Annotated in this window: 17 protein-coding genes; 7 read left to right on the top strand and 10 right to left on the bottom strand. The window is 66.0% G+C overall.

What is annotated here, in order from left to right:
• Positions 1 to 12: 12 nt before the first annotated feature.
• The 3 genes from Q1J79_RS01520 to Q1J79_RS01510 are packed head-to-tail and all read right to left on the bottom strand — an operon-like array spanning position 13 to position 4,627.
• Positions 13 to 1,458 (bottom strand): efflux transporter outer membrane subunit, encoded by a 1,446-nt coding sequence (locus Q1J79_RS01520; protein ID WP_300295567.1) that lies wholly within the window; start codon positions 1,456 to 1,458, stop codon positions 13 to 15.
• Positions 1,459 to 1,464: 6 nt separating this feature from the next.
• Positions 1,465 to 3,438 (bottom strand): MacB family efflux pump subunit, encoded by a 1,974-nt coding sequence (locus Q1J79_RS01515; RefSeq protein WP_300295566.1) that lies wholly within the window; start codon positions 3,436 to 3,438, stop codon positions 1,465 to 1,467.
• A gap of 25 nt (positions 3,439 to 3,463) precedes the next feature.
• Entirely contained in the window at positions 3,464 to 4,627 is a 1,164-nt protein-coding gene (locus Q1J79_RS01510; RefSeq protein WP_300295564.1) for an efflux RND transporter periplasmic adaptor subunit, read from the bottom strand.
• Between the two features lie 380 nt (positions 4,628 to 5,007).
• Here Q1J79_RS01510 and Q1J79_RS01505 point away from each other — a divergent pair, with 380 nt between their 5' ends.
• From Q1J79_RS01505 to Q1J79_RS01485, 5 genes are all read left to right on the top strand, one after another.
• Entirely contained in the window at positions 5,008 to 7,206 is a 2,199-nt protein-coding gene (locus Q1J79_RS01505; protein WP_300295563.1) for a TonB-dependent siderophore receptor, read from the top strand.
• Positions 7,207 to 7,307: 101 nt separating this feature from the next.
• Complete coding sequence (locus Q1J79_RS01500; RefSeq protein WP_300295562.1) at positions 7,308 to 7,991, top strand: Fe2+-dependent dioxygenase; 684 nt, start codon at positions 7,308 to 7,310, stop codon at positions 7,989 to 7,991.
• A 22-nt stretch (positions 7,992 to 8,013) separates the two neighbouring features.
• Entirely contained in the window at positions 8,014 to 9,288 is a 1,275-nt protein-coding gene (locus Q1J79_RS01495) for a PepSY domain-containing protein (protein WP_300295560.1), read from the top strand.
• Positions 9,289 to 9,355: 67 nt separating this feature from the next.
• Positions 9,356 to 10,303, top strand: coding sequence for a hypothetical protein (locus Q1J79_RS01490; protein WP_300295558.1), 948 nt, complete (start codon positions 9,356 to 9,358; stop codon positions 10,301 to 10,303).
• A 1-nt stretch (position 10,304) separates the two neighbouring features.
• Positions 10,305 to 11,225 carry an RNA polymerase sigma-70 factor gene (locus Q1J79_RS01485; protein ID WP_300295556.1) on the top strand — a complete coding sequence of 307 codons (921 nt, stop codon included), beginning with the start codon at positions 10,305 to 10,307 and terminating at the stop codon, positions 11,223 to 11,225.
• Positions 11,226 to 11,231: 6 nt separating this feature from the next.
• Here the strand turns inward: Q1J79_RS01485 and Q1J79_RS01480 are convergent, their stop codons facing one another.
• The 3 genes from Q1J79_RS01480 to Q1J79_RS01470 form a co-directional block, all read right to left on the bottom strand.
• Positions 11,232 to 11,462: a hypothetical protein gene (locus Q1J79_RS01480; RefSeq protein WP_300295554.1), complete on the bottom strand. Its 231-nt coding sequence runs from the start codon at positions 11,460 to 11,462 to the stop codon at positions 11,232 to 11,234.
• 160 nt (positions 11,463 to 11,622) lie between these two features.
• Complete coding sequence (locus tag Q1J79_RS01475; protein ID WP_300295552.1) at positions 11,623 to 12,843, bottom strand: argininosuccinate synthase; 1,221 nt, start codon at positions 12,841 to 12,843, stop codon at positions 11,623 to 11,625.
• Positions 12,844 to 12,966: 123 nt separating this feature from the next.
• On the bottom strand, positions 12,967 to 13,212 hold the full coding sequence (locus Q1J79_RS01470; protein WP_300295550.1) for a succinate dehydrogenase assembly factor 4: 246 nt from the start codon (positions 13,210 to 13,212) through the stop codon (positions 12,967 to 12,969).
• Positions 13,213 to 13,303: 91 nt separating this feature from the next.
• On the opposite strand from Q1J79_RS01470, the gene htpX reads away from it, so the two are divergent.
• Complete coding sequence (gene htpX, locus Q1J79_RS01465; RefSeq protein ID WP_300295548.1) at positions 13,304 to 14,260, top strand: zinc metalloprotease HtpX; 957 nt, start codon at positions 13,304 to 13,306, stop codon at positions 14,258 to 14,260.
• A 28-nt stretch (positions 14,261 to 14,288) separates the two neighbouring features.
• On the opposite strand, the gene Q1J79_RS01460 is transcribed toward htpX, so the two are convergent.
• Both Q1J79_RS01460 and Q1J79_RS01455 read right to left on the bottom strand, forming a co-directional pair.
• Positions 14,289 to 14,702, bottom strand: a complete 414-nt coding sequence (locus tag Q1J79_RS01460) for a VOC family protein (RefSeq protein ID WP_300295546.1) — start codon at positions 14,700 to 14,702, stop codon at positions 14,289 to 14,291.
• A gap of 79 nt (positions 14,703 to 14,781) precedes the next feature.
• Positions 14,782 to 15,660, bottom strand: coding sequence for a helix-turn-helix domain-containing protein (locus tag Q1J79_RS01455; protein WP_300295544.1), 879 nt, complete (start codon positions 15,658 to 15,660; stop codon positions 14,782 to 14,784).
• Positions 15,661 to 15,883: 223 nt separating this feature from the next.
• Between Q1J79_RS01455 and Q1J79_RS01450 the strand changes: the two genes are divergently transcribed.
• Complete coding sequence (locus tag Q1J79_RS01450) at positions 15,884 to 16,420, top strand: PRC-barrel domain-containing protein (protein WP_300295542.1); 537 nt, start codon at positions 15,884 to 15,886, stop codon at positions 16,418 to 16,420.
• A 67-nt stretch (positions 16,421 to 16,487) separates the two neighbouring features.
• On the opposite strand, the gene Q1J79_RS01445 is transcribed toward Q1J79_RS01450, so the two are convergent.
• Entirely contained in the window at positions 16,488 to 17,018 is a 531-nt protein-coding gene (locus Q1J79_RS01445) for an energy transducer TonB (RefSeq protein ID WP_300295540.1), read from the bottom strand.
• Between the two features lie 191 nt (positions 17,019 to 17,209).
• The gene (locus tag Q1J79_RS01440; RefSeq protein WP_300295538.1) at positions 17,210 to 19,306 is read right to left on the bottom strand and encodes a TonB-dependent receptor; all 2,097 of its coding nucleotides are present in this window, start codon (positions 19,304 to 19,306) and stop codon (positions 17,210 to 17,212) included.
• Positions 19,307 to 19,335 lie beyond the last annotated feature (29 nt).

The following is a 19,335-nucleotide window of genomic DNA, read 5'->3' as shown; positions in this document are numbered from 1 at the left end:
GCCGGCTGTGGTTCAGGGACGCGTGATTATAGGCGCAACCGTGCTGCCGTCCCAGCCGCCGCCCAAAGCCTTGTAGAGGTCGACGCTGGCGGTGAAGCGGCTCAGGCCCGCCTGCACCATGCTGTCATTGGCCGAAAACACCGAGCGCTGGGCATCCAGCAGGTCGAGGAAACCGACCGTGCCGGCGCGGTAGCGCGCCTCGACGATGCGATAGGCGTCGTTGGCCTGCTCGAAGGCTTCCGTGGCGAAGCCGTATTGCCGGCCGGTATTCACCGTGGCGCCCAGGGCATCCTCGGTGTCGCGGAAGGCCGACAGGATCGCGCCGCGATAGGTTTCGACCAGTTCCTGGCTCTGCGCCCGGGTCAATTCCTCCTGGCCTTCCAGTTTGCCGCCCTGGAAGATCGGCGCGGTCAGCGAGGCGGCGATGGAATAGATCATCGTGCTGGGCTCGAACAGCGCACCCGTGGTGCCGCTCTGGGTGCCGGCCCGCGCCGTGAGGTCAAGGCTGGGGAAACGCGCGGCCCGCGCCGCGCCGATATCAAAATTGGCGGCGCGCAGGTCGCTTTCCGCCTTGCGCAGATCGGGCCGGCGCAGCAGCAGCTCCGAGGGCAGGCCGGCGGTGACCGGCGGCAGGTCGAGCGCGGACAGGCTGCTGCCCTGGATGCGGAAGCCCTGCGGGTTGCGGCCGAGCAGCACGGCCAGGGCATCCAGCGCCTGGCGTTCGCTCTGCTCCAGGGCGGCCACGGTGGCGCGCTGGGTGGCGACGCTGCTGCGCTGCTGCGCCACCTCGTAATCGGTGGTCACGCCGAGCCGGCGCTGGCTTTCCAAAAGCTCCAGCACGCCCACGGCCACGCGCAGGGTGTCGTTGGCCAGCCGGATGCGGTCGCGCAGCGAGAGCAGCTGGAAATAGCCGGTGGCGATATCGGCATAGAGCGTGATCGCCACGGTCTCGCGGTCATAACGGCTGGACTCCAGCCGGGTCAGCGCGGCATCGGCGGTGGCCGCATTGGCGCCGAACAGATCCACCTGATAGCCGGCGGTCAGGTTGCCGGCGAAGCTGTTGCGGATCACCTGGCCTGACGTGGCGCTGCTGCTGGTGGTGGTCGATGTGGTGCTGGTGCCGCGGCCGGTGCGGCTGCGCGTGGCGGAGCCATCGCTGCCCAAAGTGGGATAGAGCGCGGCGCCGGAAATCTTGGCCTGGGCCTCGGCTTGGCGGATGCGGGCCACGGCGGCGCGCAGGTCGGCGTTGTTGGCCTGCGCCTCGACGATCAGGGCATCGAGTTCGGCGCTGCGGAAATTTTGCCACCAGCGCGTGTCGGGCCAGAGGCCGGCGCCGTCCTGCCGGCTGTCCCAGTTTTGCGGCGCCTCGACATTGGGCCTGAAATACTCCGGCACCATCGAGCAGGCGCCGAGCGACAGGGCCACCATGGCCGCGGCAGTGGAACGGAGGATTGTCATTCTGGCTTATTCCGCGGAAAGGGCGACCACAGGGTCGAGATCGGCGGCCTTGCGCGCCGGCAGATAGCCGAACAGCAGGCCGGTGGCGAAGGCGCAGGAGAAGGCGAGCAGCACCGGCTCGGGCGAGAAAATCACCGGCCGGCCGAACCAGGCGAACAGCCAGGTGACGCCCAGGCCCACGCCGACTCCGATCAGGCCGCCAAGCGTGCAGATCGCCAGCGCCTCGGAATTGAACTGCAGCATGATGTTCAGCCGCCGCGCGCCGGTCGCCATGCGCACGCCGATCTCGCGCGTGCGCTCGGTGACGCTGACCAGCATGATGTTCATCACGCCGATGCCGCCCACCAGCAGGGCGATGGCGGCGATCGAGCCGAGCAGGATGGTGAGCGTGTTCTGGGTGGCCATGGCGGTTTCGATGATCGAGGCCATGTTGCGGATCTGGAAATCCTCCGCCCGATGGCGCGCCATCAGAAGCTGGCGGATTTCCTCCTGCGTGTCATCGATCTTCGTCACATCCTCGACCTGGACTGTGATCGTCTTCACATAGCGCTGGCCGAACAGCCGCAGCATGCCGGTGGTGAGCGGCACGTAGATCACGTCATCCTGGTCGGCGCCCCAGGGGGTGGCGCCCTTGGGCGTCATGATGCCGGTGATCTGGAAGGGAATGCTGTTCAGCAGGACATACTGGCCAATGGGGTCGCCGCCGGGGAACAGGTTGGTGGCCACCGTCTGGCCGATCACGGCGACCGGCACATAGGCGCGCACATCCTCGGCCGAGAAGAACAGGCCCTCGGCCACCGGCCAGTCGCGCGCCATCGGAAAATCGGCCACGGTGGAATTCACCTGCGTGGTGACGTCGCGGCCGCGATACCGCGCGGTGACATTGCCGGTATATTCCGGCACCACGGCGGCGATGTTGGCGATTTCCAGCCGGATGGCGTCGGCATCCTCGACCACCAGGGTGGCGGTGACGCCGTCGCTGCGCCGGATATTCGGCGCGCCGGGCCGGACCAGCAGCAGGTTGGTGCCCATGGCGGTGATGCGGTCGAGCACTGACTGCTTGGCGCCATCGCCGATGGCCAGCATTGCCACCACCGAGGCGACGCCGATGATGATGCCGAGCAGGGTGAGCAGGGTACGCAGCAGGTTGCCGCGCAGGGCCTGCAGGGCCATGCGGCCGGCTTCCACGACGTCGAACAAGGCAAAGCCGGGCGTGGCGCGATGCTGCGGCCGCTTTGGCGATGCCTGCGGGGACGTGGCCTGTCCGACGCTGCGGTCGGACACGACGTCGCCGTCCTTCAGCTCGACGATGCGGTTGGCCTGCGCCGCGACTTCGGGATCGTGGGTGATCAGCAGCACGGTATGGCCCTGGGCGTTGAGGTCGCGCAGAAGCTGCATCACCTCGGCGCCGCTTTTGCTGTCCAGCGCGCCGGTCGGCTCGTCGGCCAGGATCACGGCGCCGCCATTCATCAGGGCGCGGGCAATCGAGACGCGCTGCTGCTGGCCGCCCGAGAGCTGGGTCGGGCGGTGGTCCATGCGGTCGGACAGGCCCAGCCGGGTCAGCAGCTCGGCGGCGCGCGCCGTGCGTTCGCCGCGCGACAGACCGGCGTAGATCGCCGGCATCTCGACATTGCCGGCCGCGGTTTCGCCGGGCAGCAGGTTGTATTGCTGGAAGATGAAGCCGAAGGCCTCGCGGCGCAGCAGGGCGCGCTGGTCGGCATCCAGGGCCGCGACTTCGGCACCGTCCAGCGCGTAGGAGCCGCTGGTCGGCCGGTCGAGCAGGCCGATCAGGTTCATCAGCGTCGACTTGCCAGAGCCCGAGGCGCCCATGATGGCGACGAATTCGCCGGCATGGATGTCGAGCGAGACGCCATGCAGCACCTCGACGGCCAGCGCGCCGCGATAAAAGGTCTTGCGGATATCGCGCAGGCGGATGATCGGCGTATCGAGCCGCAGATCGGCCTGCTGGGAAGCTGACATGACGTTCATCGCCGCGGGTCCCGCGTTACAGCCGCGGCGGCGGGCCGGATGGGCCGCTCTGGCGCGTCGTCGCGGCATTGCGCTGCCCGGCCGGCGGCGCATCCAGCACGATCTGCTCGCCGGCCTTCAGTCCGGCGGCGATCGCGGCGGTGACGCGGTTGCTGGCGGCCACGTCCACCATGCGGCGCGCCGGCTGGCCGTTTTCCATCACGCGCAGGGCGAAGCGCGTTTTGTCGTTGGGCAGCGGGCGCAGGGCCGCGACCGGCACCACGGGCAGGTTCTCGGCCTTTGCCACCACGAAGAAAACCTGCGCGCTCATCTGCGTCAGCAGGTCATGCTCGGGATTGGGCACGTCAAACAAAGCGGAATACAGCACCACGTTGTTGACGGTCTCCGGCGTGGGCAGGATCTGGCGCAAAGTGCCGGTGCGTTTCTTGTCGGGCTGGCCCAGGGTGGTGAACCAGGCCGGCATGCCGATGGTCAGCTTGGGCACATCCGCCTCCGAGACCTGGGTCTTCACCGTCATGGTATCCAGATCGGCGATGCGCAGGATGATCGGCGCCGACTGGTTGGCATTCAGCGTCTGGCCCTGCTTGGCGCTGATATCCACCACGGTGCCGGTCATCGGCGCGTAGATCTTGGTGTAACCCAGATTGGCCTGGTCGGATTTCAGCGTCGACTCGCCCTGCTGGATCTGCGCGTCGAGCACGGCGATCTGCGCCAGCAGCGAGCGGCGGTTGGCCTCGGCGCTGTCATAGGAATCCTGGCTGGTGGCGCGTTCGGCCAGCAGGCGGCGCTGGCGCTCGAACTGGCGTTCGGCCAGGCCAAGCTGCACCTGCTTGTCGGAGCGCTGCGCCTTCAGCGCCAGCAGATTGGCCTGGTCGGCGGCGACGCGCGCCTCGTAGACGGTGGGGTCGATCTGCGCCAGCAGCGCGCCCTGTTCGACGCGCTGGCCGTAATCGACATAGATCGACCTGAGCTGGCCCGAAACCTGGGTGCCGACATCGACGTAGGTCAGGGGCTGCAGGGTGCCGACCGCCGAAACGGTATCCTCCACGCTGCCCAAGGCCACGGTCTGGGTGCGCAAGGCCGGCTGGGTATCGGCGCGGCCGGCCCATAACCACCAGGCGCCTCCGGCCAGCAGCAGGACAAGGGCGGCGGAAGACAGGATCAGGGTCGGGCGTTTCATAATACCGGGGCCAAATGAAGGGTTTACGGCTTAAACGGGCTTCCCGCCCGAGTCCTGCGCTGGACCCGGCGATACTCGGACCGGATGGCGGAACATGGAAGGGCGCGCGGGCGGGGCTGGGGTGTCGGCAAAGTCGCAAAAATAATTATACGACAGGGATAATTATACGAGTGATAATCAGTTGCAATATTGCTGATGGCAATGGTATGTCCCTGACCGCCAGTCGCGGACGACGAAAAAGGTCCGCCTGGCTGGTGCGCCGGGACTGATTTCCCCGGTGCCCATATCAAGTGCCAAGCCAGCCCAGTCCGGCCCTGCGGCCTGCCGCGCGGACCCGCCAGCCAGGTTTCCATCCTTCTCACGTGTTCCGGGGGTGAACCATGGCTGATTCCAGCCTTCCGACCATTCAACAACCCACCATCGGCCGCCTGCGGCTTGGCCGCGTCGCGCCACATGTGCTGGGGGCGGCCTCGGCCGTCGCACTCGGCGCCGTTGCCCTGCCGGCCGCGGCGCAGCAGCAGACGCAGCCGCCGGCGCAGTTGCCGGCGATCGCGGTCGAGGGACAGAAGCCGGCTGATGAGCCCGAGGGGTACAAGGCCGAGCCGGCTTTGCCAAAATTCACCGCGCCGCTGCTCGACACGCCGAAATCGGTGACGGTGATTCCGAAGGAGCTGATCCAGGACCGTGGCGCCGTATCGCTGAAGGAGGTGCTGCGCACCACGCCCGGCATCAGCCTGGGTTCGGGCGAGGGCGGCACCGCGATCGGCGACCGGCCGTTCATCCGCGGCTTTGACGCGCTGACCGACACCTTCGTCGACGGCATCCGCGACAGCGGCGCGCAGTCGCGCGAGACCTTCAACCTGGAGCAGGTCGAGGTGGTCAAGGGGCCGGGCAGCGCCTATACCGGCCGCGGCTCCACCGGCGGCAGCCTGAACCTGGTCAGCAAGACGGCCAAGGCGCGGGATTTCAACGAGGGCAGCCTGACGCTGGGCACCGACCTGACCAAACGCGCCACCGTCGACATCAACCGGGTGATCGACAACAACATCGCCTTCCGCATCAATGCGATGGCGCATGACGCCGAGGTCGCCGGCCGCGACGAAGTGGAAGTGCAGCGCTTCGGCTTCGCGCCGACCGTGACCCTCGGCCTGGCCAAGCCGACCCGCGTGACGCTCAGTTACTACCACCTGCAGACTGACGATATTCCCGATTACGGTCATCCGTTTGATCCGCGCACCGGCAAGCCGGTGGAAGTCGCCCGCGACAACTTCTACGGCCTCACCAGCCGGGATTTCGTGAAGACCTATTACGACGGCGTCACCGCGCAGGTCGAGCATGACCTGGATAACGCAACGCTGCGCAACACCACGCGCTACAGCTATTCGGAAAACGACTATATCGTCACCAAGCCGAATGCCAGCCTGGCGCAGATCATAACCGGGCAGATGAGCCGCGAATCCCGCAGCCGCAATGCCGACAACATGCTGCTGGCGAATGTCACCGACCTGACCGGGAACCTGGAGATCGGCGGCTACAAGAACACCTATGTGGCCGGCATCGAACTGAGCCTGGAGCAGTCGAAGAACCGTGGTTATACGCTCAATCCGGCCACCATCACCGGCATCAACCTGTATGACCCGGATCCCAGCGACGCCTATAGCGGCACGATCACGCCTGCTTCCACCTTCGCCCATGTGAAGACCCAGACCCAGGCGCTGTATGTGCTGGATACCGTCGAGCTGAATCCGCAATGGGACATCAATCTCGGTCTGCGGCTTGACCGCTATGTCAGTGACGGCAACGGCGTGACCACAAGCGGCGCCTATGCCACCAGGAGCAGTTCGAATTTCCTCAACTACCAGTCCGGCGTGGTCTACAAGCCGCTGCCCAACGGCAGCATCTACGTGGCCCATGCCACGTCGTCAAATCCGCCCGGCGGCGCGGCCGGCGAGGGTGGCGATGCCGGCAATCCGAGCGTGGCGGTCCAGGATCTTTCGCCCGAGGAAAACCGCAGCTACGAACTGGGCACCAAGTGGGACCTGTTCGACAAGAGCCTGTCCCTGACCGGCGCGGTGTTCCGCACCGAGAAAACCAATGCCAGGGTTAGCGTCGGCAGCGGCGTCACTCAAAATGTCGGCGAGCAGCGCGTTGATGGCTTCGAGCTTGGCGCGACCGGCAATATCACGCCGGCCTGGAGGGTGTTCGGCGGCTATACCTACCTGAAAAGCGAGCTGGTCGATGACGGTCCGGCCAACAGCAACGACGGCAAGGAGTTCCCCTTCATTGCGCCACATAACTTCAGCCTGTGGACCAGCTACGACCTGACCAAGGACTGGAAGATCGGTGGTGGCGCGATCTACACCGCGCGGCGATATGCCAATACCGCAAATACCTACGAGCTGCCTGATTTCTGGCGTTTCGATGCGATGGTTGGCTACAAGGTCACCGAAAATGTCGATGTGCAGCTCAATGTCCAGAACCTGCTCGACGAAACCTATTACGACGCCACCCATGCCGGCCAGTTCGCCAATGTGGCGCCGGGGCGGGTGGCGCTGCTGACGACGAATTTCAAGTTCTGAGTCCAGGCAACGAAACCGCGCAGGAATCGCGCGCCCCGCCCGTGCAAAAACGGGCGGGGCCGTTGCTTTTTCCGAAGCGGCACGATGTGGAGACGATACCGATGATGCTGCGAATACCGGCCGTGCTGACCAAACAGCAGGTCGCGCAATGCCGTCAGGTCATGGATGCGGCCGAATGGGTCGACGGCAATGTCACCGCCGGCCACCAGTCGGCGCTGGCCAAGAAGAATATGCAGCTTCCCGAGGGCTCGGTTGCCGCCCGCCAGGTCGGCGAGCTGGTGCTCGATGCCCTGGAGCGCAGCCCGCTGTTCATCTCCGGCGCCCTGCCGCTGAAGGTGTTCCCGCCGCTGTTCAACCGCTATGCCGGCGGCGAATCCTTCGGCAATCATGTCGATAACGCGATCCGCCCGCTGGCGGGCAGCGATTTCCGCATCCGCACCGACCTGTCCTGCACGTTGTTCCTGGCCGAGCCGGAGGAGTATGACGGCGGCGAGCTGGTCGTCGAGGATACCTATGGCGAGCACCGGGTGAAGCTGCCGGCCGGCGACATGGTGCTGTATCCATCGACCAGCCTGCATCGTGTCACCGAGGTGACGCGCGGGGCCCGCGTCGCCAGTTTTTTCTGGCTGCAGAGCATGGTGCGCGATGACGGCCAGCGCAGCCTGTTGTTCCAGCTCGATACCAGCATCCAGCAGCTCGCGGCCGAGAAAACCCACGGCGACCCGGCCGTGGTGCAGCTTACCGCCATCTATCACAACCTGCTGCGGCGCTGGGCCGACAGCTGAGACGACACGAGGGTCCCGCTCCATGGCTGGCAAATCCAAACCGCAACGCCGCAGCCTGCGTTACTGGCTGGAGCAGATTCATTTATGGACCGGCCTGATCCTGCTGCTGCCCCTGGTGATGATGGGCATCACCGGCAGCGTGCTGGTCTATGCCCATGATCTGGAGCATCTGTTCGGCCAGGATGAACCGCAGGCCACGGCAGCCGGCGAATGGCGCAGCCCGGCTGAACTGATCGAAGCGGCGACGGCCGCCAACAGCGAGCCAGGCCGGATTCCCATTGCCGTGCGCTGGCCGGCCGAACCGGGTGAGCCCGCCGCCGTGCGGCTGTCGCGGCCCGGCATGGCCGATGAACGGCCGGCGATGCGCAATGCCGGGCCGGCCGGGGCGGGCCAAGCGCCGGGCCAGGTTCAGGCGGCAATCCCGCGGGTCAGCCCCTTTGCCGGCAGCCTGCAGATCCTGCTCGATCCGGTAACGGCGCAGCCGATGGGAACCCAGCAGGCCATGACCGGCTGGGTGCGTTTTTTCCACGACCTGCATGGCCATCTGTTCATCCCGGGCGGCCTGGGCCGTGACCTGGTTGGTTATCTTGGTATCGCCATGCTGGTGCTGGGCTGCACCGGGCTGGTGATCTGGTGGCCACGGAACGGTCAGTGGAAAGCCGCCTTCACCATCCGCAAGGGAGCGAAGGGCCTGCGGCTGCATCGCGACCTGCATGGCGCGGTCGGCATCTGGAGCCTGCTGCTGTTCATGCTGGTGAATTTCACCGGCGTCTATCTGGCTTTCCCGCAGCAGATTTCGGTGGCGGTGAACGCGGTCTTCCCTGGCCGCGACATGCGGGCGGCGATGTTCCAGGCCCGCGTCGAGCCGGTACGGGGCGGCAGCCGCATTGGCCTCACCGAGGGATTGGCCCTGGCGCAGGAGAAGGTGCCCGATGCGCGCTTCCTGAATGCCTTCCTGCCGACCCGGCCGGATCAGGCCCTGCGCATTGGCCTGGTGCGCGGCACGCCGGAAGACGGCGCTCCCGGCATTACCGTGCTGATCGATCCCTGGCGCGCGCAGGTGATCGACGTGTTTGACCCGAAAACCTTTTCGGCGGGCGAGGCCATCATCGCCTGGCAGCGCGCGCTGCATTACGGCACCGGCCTGGGCGGGGTCTACAAATTCCTCGTTTTCGTCTCCGGGGTGATCATCCCCCTGTTTGCCGTCACCGGCTTTTTCATGTGGTGGATCAAGCGTCGCAACCGGCAGGCGACCGAACGCGCCAAGCAGGAGGCCCTGCGCCAAGTGGCTGAATAAAAGCGGCCTGTCACAAAATCCATAGGTCGGCCGTCTTTGGGGTATCCACAGAGAAAAGGATAGCCCCATGACGACCCCTTCTACCCCGAATCCTGCGCCCGGCCCGGTCTGGCGCGGCCTGACCGCGCTGCTGGCGGCCGGCCTTGTGCTGAACGGCCTGTTCATGCTGGCCGTTCCCGGCGGCTGGTATGCCGGGGTGCCGGGGGTGAGCGGCACCGGCCCGTTCAACGACCATTTCGTGCGTGATATCGGCGCCGCCTTCATCGCCACCGGCCTGGGCGCGGCCTGGGCGGCCCGGCGTGGCCAACGGAGCGGCCTGCTGCCGGCGGCGGTGTTCCTGGGCCTGCATGCGGCCATCCATCTGGTCGAGACGCTGGTGGCCGGCCATGCCCATGGCACCGCGCTGTTTGTTGAACTGCTGGGCATCCACCTGCCGGCTTTGGCGGCGCTTGCGCTGGTCCTGCCGCGCCCATCCACCGCCACGCTGGCCAGGCTGGCGCCGGCAAAGCTGATCGAGCAGCGTGTGGCGGCATCGGAGCAGTATCTCGGCGTGCGCATGGACTATATGCGCGAGATCGGCCGCATCGCCCCGGTCCTGCTGGCGAAGTTTGGCGCCATCGCGGGCCTGAGCCGGCAGGACGTGACGGCGCCGGCCGAGGCCCTGCATTTCGCGACGCTGGGCGCCGTGCAGGTCGACGATTGCGGCGAATGCGTGCAGATCCATGTCAACCTGGCGCTGAAGGACGGCATCGCGCCGGCGCATCTGCAGGCCGCGCTCGACAATCGCCTGACCGACCTGCCGCCGTTGCAGGCGCTGGCGTTGCGGTTCGGCCGCGCCGCGGCGGAAAACGATCCGGCGCTGGAAACCCTGGCCGAGCAGCTGCAGCGCCAGCTCGGCCGCCGCGCCATGTTCGATCTCGCCATTGCCCTGGGGCTGGCGCGTTTCTATCCCGTCTTGAAGCGGGCCCTGGGCTATGCCAAGAGTTGCAGCCTGATCCGACTGAAGGTGGCCTGACATGCCGACCGCGCCGGCGATCGACGCCAAGACCGCGACCTTCGAGCAGCATCGCCGGCGGCTGTTCGGTCTGGCCTATCGCATGCTGGCCAGCGTGGGCGATGCCGAGGATGCCGTGCAGGATACCTTCCTGCGCTGGCATCGCAGCGACGCGTCGGCGATCCAGAATCCGGAAGCCTGGCTGGTCACCGCCTGCACGCGGCTGTGCATCGACCGTCTGCGCGCGGCCAAGCTGGAACGCGTGTCGTATCCCGGCGTGTGGCTGCCGGAGCCGCTGGTCGAGCTGGAGGTCAGCCTGCCCGACCCGACGCCGGGCGCCGACGCGGCCCATGAGCAGGCCGACGATCTTTCCATGGCGATGCTGCTGGTGCTGGAACGGCTCACGCCGGCCGAACGCGCCGCCTGGCTGCTGCGCGAGGCTTTTGATTACGATTATCCGCAGATCGCCACGGCGTTGCAGAAATCCGAAGCCGCCTGCCGCCAGCTGGTCAGCCGGGCGCAGAAACACCTGAAGGATCAACGCCCGCGCTTTGCCGCCGATACGCAGGCGGCGCGCAAGCTGGCGGAACGCTTCGCCGCCGCCACGCGGGCGGGCGATGCGCAGATGTTCGCCGGCCTGCTGGCCGAGGATGCGATGATCTGGTCGGATGGCGGCGGCAAGGCGGCGGCCGCGCTGAATGTGATCCACGGCGCCGACAAGGTGGTGCGGTTCTTCGTCGGCGTGCGCCGCAAGCAGCCCGATACGCTGCGCGGCATGGCGGTGCGCATCAACGGCCAGCCGGGCTGGCTGCTGTTCGATGGCGACAAGCCTTATCTGGCGATGGCGGTGGATGTCGCCCAGAGTGATTCCGGGGCCGTGGTGCGCAACGTGTTCATCATCCGCAACCCCGACAAGCTGGCGCGGCTGCCGGCGGTGGCCTGACGGGGATCAGACGTAGATATCGACGTGGCGGCCAAGGCCGTTGCGGATCGCGCGCAGGATGGTGGCGAAGGATTTGGCCGGGCCGGTCTTCTTTTTGCGTGCCGGCACGGGCTTCTGTTTCGGACCTTCCAGGCGCTGCAACGCGCGCTGCCACAGCCGCTCCTCCATGTAACGTTCGGTGGAACGCGGGATGCTGCGATAGGCGCTGACGGCATGGATGCGCGTGGTCGTCGGCATGGCGGTCTCCTGTCTTCTACAGAGGTGAAGGCAGGGTAACCGGCGGCCGTCCGCGCCGGTTGCGACCAGATCGGGGCAGCCTGTGACAAAAACGGGGCCGCACACTAAAAAAGCGGGCCTTGCGACCCGCCTTTTTGCGGAAATCCGCTGAAACTTGCGATCAGCCCTTCTGCCGGTTCAGCAACCGCAGGCGCAGCGCGTTCAGCTTGATGAAGCCCTGGGCGTCCTTCTGGTCGTAGACCGAGTCGGCCTCGAAGGTGACGTGGCTGAGTGAGTAGAGCGACTTGGGCGACTTGCGGCCGACCACGTTGACCGAGCCTTTGTACAGTTTGAGACGCACGGTGCCCTCGACATTCTCCTGGCTCTTGTCGATCAGGGCCTGCAGCATCTCGCGCTCGGGCGAGAACCAGAAGCCGTTATAGATCAGCTCGGCATAGCGCGGCATGATCTCGTCCTTCAGATGCGCGGCGCCGCGATCCAGCGTGGCCTGCTCGATGCCGCGATGGGCCATGTGCAGGATGGTGCCGCCCGGGGTTTCGTAGATGCCGCGGCTCTTCATGCCGACGAAGCGGTTCTCCAGCAGGTCCAGCCGGCCGATGCCGTGTTTGCCGCCCAGTTCGTTCAGCTTGGTCAGCAAAGCGGCCGGCGACAGGGCCTGGCCATTCACCGCCACGGCATCGCCGCGCTTGAATTCGACCTCGATATATTCGGGTGTGGAGGGTGCCTTTTCCGGATCGACGGTGCGCGAGTAGACGAAGTCCGGGGCTTCCACCCACGGATCCTCCAGCACTTTGCCTTCGGCCGAGATATGCAACAGGTTGGCATCCACCGAGAAGGGCGCCTCGCCGCGCTTGTCCTTGGCGATCGGGATCTGGTGCTTCTCGGCGAAGTCGATCAGGGCGGTGCGGGAATTCAGCTCCCATTCGCGCCAGGGCGCGATCACCTTGATGTCGGGCTTCAGCGCGTAATAGCCCAGCTCGAAGCGCACCTGGTCGTTGCCCTTGCCGGTGGCGCCGTGGCAGACCGCGTCGGCGCCGACCTCGCGGGCGATCTCGATCTGGCGCTTGGCGATCAGCGGCCGGGCGATCGAGGTGCCCAGCAGGTACAGCCCCTCGTACATGGCGTTGGCGCGGAACATCGGGAAGACGAAGTCGCGCACGAATTCCTCGCGCACATCCTCGATGAAGATCTGCTTGACGCCGAACATCTCGGCCTTCTTGCGCGCCGGCTCGAGTTCCTCGCCCTGACCCAGGTCGGCGGTGAAGGTCACCACCTCGCAGCCATAGGTCTCCTGCAGCCATTTCAGGATCACCGAGGTGTCCAGGCCACCGGAATAGGCCAGAACCACCTTCTTGACGCTGCCATGCTTGCTGCCGCTCATCGGGCATACTCCTCAAAAGCCGGGAAAATCGGGCCGGAGTATAGGCAGGCGCGGGGGGCTTGCAAGCCGCGCAGCCCGGTCTGGCCGCCGCAATTCGGGCGCAATCGGCACCTAAATCGGCCTTCAGAAGTCGGAGACGATGCCCTTGCGTTCCCAGTCGCCGTAACGGGTGGGTTCCGGACCCTGCGGGCCCTCCTGCTCGCCGGGCGCCTGGGTCAGCTTCACGGCCGGTTTGGCCGGGGCGAGCGGCTTGCCGGTTTTCGGATCGGCGGGCCTGGTATCGACCGGCCCGGTATCAATTGGGGCATCGGTCGCCTTGCCGTCGAGGCTGAAATCGGGTTGTCCGGTCGGTTTGGTATCGGCGGTCACGGCTGGGGATATCTTGCGTAAGGATCAACCCTGCATACATATAGCGGCATGGGCGGCTTGTTAAGCCACCCGGGAGAGAGGACCAAAGACGATGAACTACATGAAGACGGCTATCCTGCTGGCGGGCCTGATGGCGCTGTTCGGCGCAGTCGGCTTCCTGATCGGCGGCGAGGCGGGCATGCTGATCGCCCTCGGCCTGGCCGCCGCCATGAATCTGTTCGCCTACTGGAACAGCGACAAGATGGTGCTCTCCATGTATGGCGCGCGCGAGGTCGATGCCGCCACCGCGCCGGAATTCCATGGCCTGGTCGCCGAACTGGCCCAGCGCGCCGGCCTGCCGATGCCGCGCGTCTATGTCATGGACAACGACCAGCCGAATGCATTCGCCACCGGCCGCAACCCGGAAAATGCCGCCGTGGCCGCCACCACCGGCCTGCTGCATTCTCTGAGCCGCGAGGAAATCGCCGGCGTGATGGCGCATGAGCTGGCCCATGTGAAAAACCGCGATACCCTGATCATGACGATCACCGCCACCCTGGCGGGCGCCATCGGCATGCTGGCCAATTTCGCCATGTTCTTCGGCCATGGCAGTTCCGACAGCCGCAACAACCCGCTGGGCATCATCGGCTCGATCGCCATCATGATCCTGGCGCCGATCGCCGCCATGCTGGTGCAGATGGCGATCAGCCGCAGCCGCGAATATGCCGCCGACCGCATGGGCGCGGAAATCGCCGGCGACCCGACCGGGCTGGCCTCGGCTTTGCAGCGCATCTCGGGCGCGGCCGAGCGCATTCCCAACGAGCAGGCCGAGCGCAGCCCCGCCACGGCGCATATGTTCATCATCAACCCGCTGCATGGCCGCGGCATGGACAACCTGTTCTCGACTCATCCCAGCACCGAGAACCGCGTCGCCGCCCTGATGCAGCTGGCCGCCAGCGTGCGCGGCGGTGCTGGCTACCGCCCATCACCCTCGCCGGCCCCATCCTATTCCGGTGGCGGCAGCTCGGTGCCCCGTTCAGGTCGTGGTCGCCGCGGCCCCTGGAACTGATCCCTGGAACTGATCCCGGGAGCTGAGGTCAGGCGCCGAAATCGGGTCGGTAGCTGCCGAAGCTCCATAGATGGCCCTCCGGGTCGCGCACCGAGAAATCGCGTGAGCCGTAATCAGTGTCGCGGATGGTCATCACCATCTCGGCGCCGGCGGCCTGGGCCCGCTCATACAGCGCATCGATATCATCAGCGGCGACATAGCTGCCCTGGGTCGTCACGCCGGCCTCGCGCGGCGTGCGGAAGGCAAACGGACCTTCATTCTGCACGCTGCCCAGCATGACCATGCCATTGCCATAGCGCATCTCGGCATGGGCGACCTTGCCATCGGGGCTTTTGTGGCAGGCCACGGTGTGGAAGCCGAAAGCCTTTTCCAGCCAGGCCATGGCGGCCGGCGCGTCGCGGTATTGCAGGACGGGATAGATGCTGGGACGGGTGTCGGTCATGTCGTGGCTCCTGATCTTTGGATGCCGGCACGCTAGCGGCCCGCCCGCCGGCGCGCTTGTACAGATGTAACCGGATTGTTCAGCCGACCGGCAGGCCGGCCTGGCCCTGCAGCCGGGTGCTGAGGTAATCGCCCGGCGTGCGGCCGGTCAGGCGGCGGAAATCGCGGTTGAAATGCGCCTGGTCGTAATAGCCGGCGGCCAACGCGATATCGGTCCATTTCGCCGGGGCTGCATCGATCTGGGCCGCATCGATCAGGTCCAGCGCGTGGCGGAAGCGCAGCAGGCCGGCCACCGTGCTGGGCGTCAGGCCGACATGCTCACGGAACAACACGGCCAGATGCTTGCGGCTGCAGCCCATCGCCTCGGCCAGCGCCGCGATCGAGACATCGCCACGGCACCCCGCGATCTGGCGCAGCGCCCAACCCGCATTGCGGATGCCGGCCAAGTCGACGGCCTCATGCGCTGCGATGCATGCGGCGATGGTCGCATCCAGACGGGCGAAGCAGGCGTGCCAGTCATTGGCCGCCTGCAGGCCCTCGATCAGGCGCATCGCTGCCGCCGGGCCCAGCAGCTCGGGCAGCAGGAAGACGCGATTGGTCAGTTGGCTCATCGGCAGGCGGAAGAAGCGCCGTGCACCCTGCGGCGTGAACATCACCTGGATGCCGCGCTGGCAGCCGCCGGTTTCCGATACGGCATAGGCATCGCTCAGGCCGGCGGCGAAGCCGCAGCCGGTGCCGACCGGGACAACGAAGCCCGCTGTGTCGACGATGGTGATCGGATCACCCAGGTTGACGATCATCACCGCATTGAGGCCGGGCAGTTCATGCCGGCGCGTGAAAGCCGTGTCGCGTTCGTCATAGCCGATATAGGTGTCCACCAGCGCGGCAAGACGTGGGTGCGGTGGCGCGAAGGCCATTTCCCATGCGCCGCGTTCGGACCGATGACGGATCACCTGCATGAACGTAGTATTTGTCGTGCGGCCGCGTGCGTCCAGCAGGATTTCAACAAGACATCATGCGCCGTTTTCCGCGGAATGCGGCGCGATGCCCGTTATTCCCGAAATGATCGGGCCCGGTGCAGGCCAGCGTTGAAAGGCACGCAATCGGCGGAACAAAGCCGGGGCCAAGGGGTTTCGTATGTACCCGTGCGCGGGCTGTATCCACAACAGTATGAGGTGTGAAATGAACCATCGTTACATATGGCTCCCAGCCCTGGCTGTCGCAGTCGCCCTGGGCGGTCCTGCGATGGCTGCTGGCGACATGAAGAAGGATAACACCCAGACGCAGGCTCCAGGTACGCAGGCTCCGGACACGCGGGCCCAGTCTCCTGCCACAACGTCGCCCAATACCCCTCCGGCATCTTCGGCGGACACCGCGCCCGGCCTGAATTCGTCCCCGACGGTTGGCGCCGTGCCGGCCGATCAGCTTCTCGGCGCGGATGTGAAGAACGCCAACAACGAAACCATCGGCGAGGTCGAATCGATCTATATCGACCAGAACGGCAAGATCCAGTCGGTCATCGTCGGCGTGGGCGGTTTCCTGGGCCTGGGTCAGCGCGATGTCGAGATGAACTGGAACTCGCTCATGGTGGCCGATGGCGGCGACGCGGTCCGCACGACGCTGACCAAGGACCAGCTCAAATCCATGCCGGAATACAAATATCCGGATAGGACCTATCGAGGGAAGGTGTTCAGCGATAGCGGAGTCTATCAGAACTGATCCCGACTTCCCTATCCTGAAAGGGCGGCCAAATGGCCGCCTTTTTTTGCCGTTTCGGTCAACCGCATCAGCGCTGCAGGGCGAATTGTACCGGCACGATATAGGTGGCGCGGTCGGTGCCGCGCGGCAGCACGGGTGGCGGAAAGGGTGCGGCGCGGCGGGCCATGTCGAGCGCGGCCTCGTCCAGCAGGGCGAAACCGCTGCTTTCGGCCAGGGACAAGGCCAGCAGGCGACCTGAATTGTCGAGCGTGATGGCGATGCGCGGCATGCCTTCCCAGCGGCGCAGGCGCGCGGCGCGTGGATAGTCGCGATGGCGGCCGAGCCAGTCGAGCAGCACCGGCGCATAGGGCGGCGGCGTGTATTCGGCCGGGCGCGGCGTGGCTGCGACTGCGGTTGTGGTTGCTACTGCGGCGACCGGCGGCGCCACCGGGCCGGAAATGGATTCGGGGGCTGCGGCCGCGTTCACCGGCGTCGTGGTCCGTTGCGGCCGGGTGCGCGGGCGCGGCGGCACGATCTCTGGCAGCGTTTCGATGGCAAGCTCAGGCGGTGCGGCCTCTGCCGGCGTCGTATCCGATGCCGGCATTTCAGGCGGCGGCATTTCAGATGCCGAGGCTGCCGGTTGCAGCAGGATTTCAAAAACGGGCGCTTGGGATTGTGGCTCAGGCCCTACCGCCATGAGCATCAAGGCGATGCCGCCATGCAGCAGCAAAGCCGGCGCGAGGCCATGCCAGGGGAGCGACCGGGGCGGCTGAGGCCGCCCCGGTGCGCGCAGCTGTGCGAGTGTTGCCGTTACCACCGGAACTCGGCGCCGACAAACACCGCGCGGCCGTCGCCGGCGTTGAACAGGTCGGCATTGTTGGCGATGTTGGTGGTGACGCCGGTATTGGAGATATAGGTCTTGTCGAGCAGGTTGCGGCCATCGACGAACAACTTGAGGCCGTTGCCGAAGTCATAACCCGCCTTGGCGCCCAGCAGGGCATAGGGGCTGGTTTTCGTCGTGTTGGCATTGTCGACGAAATAACCCTGCGGCGCCCATTCGACATTCGGTCCGGCATACCAGCCGCTGGCATGGGCATAACGCAGTTCGGCGCGCAGGTAATGTTTCGGTGCGCCAGGGATATCGTTGTTGCCATAGGTCGGATCGCCGTCGAAGCGGAAGTCGCTGAAGGTGTAGGCGCCCCGCAGCGTCATCCTGTCGTTGTTCGCTGCCAGATTGCGGGCGAAGGTCCAGTCGCCGCCCAATTCGATGCCCTGGTGGATGGTCTGGTCGATGTTGACGTTGGTTGGGCCGCCGCTGAGCTGTATGAACTGCAGCTCGTTATGCAGCCGGGCGCGATAGAGCGTCGCGTCCCAGGCAAAATCGCTGCGCCGGCCACGGGTGCCGAGTTCCAGCGTCTGCGATTCCTGCGCGTCCAGCCCGGTGGCCGAGCCCAGTTCCGAGAAGGGCGGCGGCTCGGTCGACCAGTTGAAGTTGACAAATGCCTGGGTCTGCGGCGCCAGGTCCCAGCGCGCGCCGAGCTTTGGATTCAGGCTTTTGTAGTCGCGGTCGAACGACGTGGTGCCGGACTTGTTGTCCTGCTCGCGTTTGGCCAGGCTGCCCTGCAGGCCGCCAACCAGCGCCACCTCCGGGATCACATAGAAGGCGTTTTCGCCATAGACATCGAGGTTGTTCGAGGTCTGGTCGGCATCGCTGACCAAGGCACCCCTGGCGCCGCCGCTATTGGCATAGACCCGCGCATGATTGAGGCCGGTCATGTAATTGATGCCCAGGGTGAATTCATTGCGATGCCCGGCCAGTTGCGTATCGCCGGTCCAGCGCGCGAAACCACCGCCATTGGTCTCATTGTTGTCGATGACGCGGCCAAAGGTGCGGCTGAACATCACCGGATGGAACAACTGCTTGTTGGCGGCAAACAGTCCCAGCGTCACCTCGCCGGTATCGGTGAGGAAGGTGGTCTTGCTGGCGCCGCGTATGGAGTCGATGTTGCGCTTGGTGTTGTTGCTTTCGTTGGTCGCATAGGCGGTTTTCGGCTGGCTCAGGGCCTCTGCCTTAGTCACGCTGTTGGCGATCTTCTGGTTGATGTTGGCTGCGCTCAGGAAAAAACGCGTCTCGGCGCCATCGCCGAAGCGATAGCCGACATTGCCGTTGAAGCGCAGGTAATCCTGCCCCGTATGGTCGCGGTAGCCTTCCGAGTGGCTGTAGGTCGGCGTCAGGTAGTAGTCGAAATTGCCGGATGCGCCGCCGGCGCCGAGCTGGGTGCGCGCCGATTGGAAGCTGCCCAGTTCCTGGCGCAGCAGGAAACCCGGCTGGCTGCGGCCGGTCGGGCTGACCATGTTCACCGCACCGCCCAGGGACAGCGCGCCATATTGCAGGGCATTGGCGCCCTTGTAGATCTCGCTGTAATCCAGGGCCAGCGGATCGATCTCCATCGTGTCGCCGGCGCCGTCGGCGTCGTTGAGCGGAATGCCGTCGCGCAGGATGCGGGTGCCGCGCAGGTGGAAGTTGCGCGACAGGCCGGAGCCGCGGATGGAAAGCCGCGAATCCTCCTGGCCGTATTTCGGCTGGGCGAACACGCCCGGCACGTAATCCAGCACGTCCTTCACCGTGGTGGCGCGGCCGTCGCGGATTTCTTCCGCCGGCACGATATCGACGCCGCCGGGGGTTTTCTCGATGCGCCGGCGGGCTTCTGCCGCGTCGGGCACGGTGATCGAATCGGCTTCGGCCTTGCCGGTCACGGTGATTGGCGAGGTGACGGTCTGGCTGTTGGCGGCAGGCGCCAGCAGGGCGAGGGCGGCACTGGTACCCAGCAGGGTCAGCGCGATCTTGGGTAGCAGTTTCTCGGCCCTGCGGCGCAGGGTCACGAATGCAGCGTCATTGCAATGCATGGTGGCATCTTTCGATGAAGTTGTGTGAC

Source organism: Ferrovibrio sp. (assembly GCF_029255545.1).
Taxonomy (GTDB): Bacteria; Pseudomonadota; Alphaproteobacteria; order Ferrovibrionales; family Ferrovibrionaceae; genus Ferrovibrio.
This window is presented reverse-complemented; position numbering and strand designations above follow the sequence as displayed.